This window comes from Streptomyces sp. NPDC002690 (assembly GCF_053592415.1).
In genome coordinates this window covers 1-3,048 of sequence record NZ_JBSFVR010000576.1, presented here as the reverse complement: position 1 = coordinate 3,048, position 3,048 = coordinate 1, and the positions used below count along the sequence as shown (strand labels likewise).

Sequence of the window (3,048 nt, the reverse complement as noted above, 5' to 3'; positions counted from 1 at the left end):
TGTAGTCGGTCAGGACGAACGGGCCGTCACCGACGATGGGGAACTTCGTGTCGTTGTTGAACTTCGAGAAGTCGGCGACGTCCTTCCACACGTGCCCGCCACCAGCACCCCGGCGGCCACCGCCCCGACCGCCGCCCGCCGCAGCGAGGTACGCAACGCGGGGGGCGGGGCCTGCACGTCGGCGGGTGGGGGCTGCACCTCGGGCGGCGGGTGCGGTCCGCCCTCGGGCTGCGTGTCCCGGCCGGGCCCGTCCTGCGGCAAGGGCGGAGCGGGCGGCATCGTACGGGCATCCGGGTTCTGCTGCGGCATGACATCCATACGATCACTTTGCGTCAGCACCCAGAGCGCACCGCGCTGCGGAACTGTCGCCGCAGACGGGTTCACACCATTGGCGGCCGGGTGCCAGGCTGGAGGCATGGACGACCGGGACGATCTCCTCGCACTGCTTCGGGCGGGCCTGCCCGCCGAGGCACTCCTCACCGACCCCGACGTCACCGCGTCGTACGCGCGGGACATGGCGAGCTTCTGCGACGCCGGAACACCCCTGGTGGTCGCGCTTCCGCGAACCGTCGAACAGGTCCAGCACGTCATGCGCACCGCGCACGCACTGCGCGTACCGGTGGTGCCGCAGGGCGCCCGTACCGGCCTCTCCGGCGGCGCCAACGCCAGTGAGGGCTGCGTCGTGCTCTCCCTGGTGAAGATGGACCGCATCCTGGAGATCAGCGCCGTCGACCGGATCGCCGTGGTCGAACCGGGCGTCGTCAACGCCGACCTCTCCCGCGCCGTGGGCCGACACGGCCTCGCTTACCCGCCGGACCCCTCCAGCTGGGAAACCTGCACCATCGGCGGGAACATCGGCACCGCCTCCGGCGGCCTGTGCTGCGTCAAGTACGGCGTCACCGCCGAGTACGTGCTCGGCCTCGACGTCGTCCTCGCGGACGGGCGGCTCCTCACCACCGGCCGCCGCACCGCCAAGGGCGTGGCCGGATACGACCTCACCCGGCTCTTCGTCGGTTCCGAGGGCAGTCTCGGGATCGTCGTCAAGGCGGTCCTCGCGCTCCGCCCCAAACCGCCGAGCCGGCTCGTGCTCGCGGCGGAGTTCCCCTCGGCGAAGGCGGCCTGCGACGCCGTCTGCCGGATCATGGAGCGAGGACACGCCCCTTCACTCCTCGAACTGATGGACCGTACGACGGTCCGCGCGGTGAACGCGACGACCCGCATGGGTCTGCCCGAATCCACCGAGGCGCTCCTCCTCTGCGCCTTCGACACGCCCGACGCTCCCGCCGATCTCGCCGCGGTCGGAGAGCTCTGCACCGAGGCCGGAGCCACCGCGGTGGTTCCCGCCGACGACGCCGCCGAGTCCGAACTCCTGCTCCAGGCGCGGCGGATGGCCCTCCCGGCGCTGGAGACCGTCAAGCCCGCCACGATGATCGACGACGTCTGCGTACCGCGCTCCCGGCTCGGCGCGATGATCGAGGGCACCGCCGCCATCGCCGAGAAGTACGGCCTCACCATCGGTGTCTGCGCCCACGCGGGCGACGGCAACACCCACCCCGTCGTCTGCTTCGACCCCGCGGACCCCGACGAGTCCCGCCGGGCCCGCGAGTCCTTCGACGCGATCATGGAGCTCGGTCTCGAACTGGGCGGCACCATCACCGGTGAACACGGCGTCGGCGTCCTCAAGAAGGAGTGGCTCGCCCGTGAACTCGGTCCGGTGGGAGTCGAGTTGCAGCGCGGCATCAAGGCGGCCTTCGACCCGCTCGGCATCCTCAACCCGGGCAAACTCTTCTGAGCCACCGGCCGGTCGAAGGCCACCCGGCAGGCTCTCATGCCTCGTCGGTCTCCTGGGACGCGTCGTCGGGGCCGAACGGATCGGCGAGCCACAGGTCGTCGGCGGGCAGCGGGGAGAGCAGCTCGGCGAGCTCCCGGTCGACGGTCTCGCCCCAAGGGCCCTCGTTCTCCGTACCCGGCGGGACCATGCCGAGGGTCCGTTCCAGCCACGCCGACACCGAGGTGGACGGAACCTCCAGCAGGGCGTTGCCGTCCGGGGAGTTCAGCGCGACGCAGATGACGTCGCGCTGCCCCACCTTCGTCGGCCAGATCCGTACGTCCCCCTGCCCGCACGGCCGGAACACCCCCTCCATCAGCAACTCCCGCGCGAACGTCCAGTGCACCGGCGACTGGGAGCCGATGTGGAAGACGATGTGCACCGCGTACGGGTCGTCCGCCCGGTACGTCAACCGGGCGGGTACGGGAATGGAGCGCTCGGGCGACAGGACCAGCTTCAGTTCCAGCTCACGTTCCACGACGTTGCGCATGGGATGCACGACCTTTCGATGCCCAGGGACCGGTCCCGCGACCGGCCCGCACAAGGAGAGAGCGCGCTCCCCGTCCGCGATGACGCGACTTGAAGAGAAAATCTTCGACGGGACCTGAAAGTGGCCCAAACACCAGGACCGGCCCGGGGGAAGGCGGTGGTCTGATAGATGTTGACTCTTGTGTTGCGGCTACGAAGAGATACGGGACCCGCTGATGAGCGCGCCAACTCCGGCACCCGGTGACGACCGCCCCCGTGAGGGGTACTACCCCGACCCCTCCATCCCCGGCTACGTCCGGTACTGGAACGGCGTTTCGTGGGTTCCCGGGACGAGCCGTCCCGCACCGGGGCAGGACGCGACGGCCTCTGCCGGCGCGGGAGCGGCCGTGGAGAACCACCACCAGGGCGCGGCCCCCGCCGCCCCCGTCGAGGAGACCGGCCCGGTCTTCTTCGACGAGGAGGAAGCGGCCCAGGAGGCCGCGGCGGCCCGGTTCGACCCGTCCCAGCAGGCCCCCGTCCACCCGGGCGGCCTCCCCGTCGAGCGCGCCCACCACCCCGAGCCCGCCTCCGCGTGGCAGGCCGACACCTCCCGGCAGGCCGGCTTCGGGAACGAAGCCGACCGGCGCGTCTCCTGGGGCCGGAGGTCTCAGGCGCGGCGTCCGCTCCCCCTCGGTCACCGGCTCAGCGACCGCGCAGCGACCGGTAGGTGGCGACGAGGGCGGCGGTGGAGC

Annotated in this window: 3 protein-coding genes; 2 read left to right on the top strand and 1 reads right to left on the bottom strand. The window is 71.5% G+C overall.

Translation table 11 applies throughout. The features are described from left to right. Nucleotides 1-415 precede the first annotated feature (415 nt). Nucleotides 416-1,792 (top strand): FAD-binding oxidoreductase, encoded by a 1,377-nt coding sequence (locus tag ACWD3D_RS35390; protein WP_451464778.1) that lies wholly within the window; start codon nucleotides 416-418, stop codon nucleotides 1,790-1,792. A gap of 34 nt (nucleotides 1,793-1,826) precedes the next feature. On the opposite strand, the gene ACWD3D_RS35385 is transcribed toward ACWD3D_RS35390, so the two are convergent. After that, on the bottom strand, nucleotides 1,827-2,318 hold the full coding sequence (locus tag ACWD3D_RS35385; RefSeq protein WP_451464777.1) for an SsgA family sporulation/cell division regulator: 492 nt from the start codon (nucleotides 2,316-2,318) through the stop codon (nucleotides 1,827-1,829). 214 nt (nucleotides 2,319-2,532) lie between these two features. On the opposite strand from ACWD3D_RS35385, the gene ACWD3D_RS35380 reads away from it, so the two are divergent. Further along, nucleotides 2,533-3,048 (top strand): DUF2510 domain-containing protein (locus ACWD3D_RS35380; protein ID WP_451464776.1); only part of this gene is annotated, 516 nt, incomplete at its 3' end.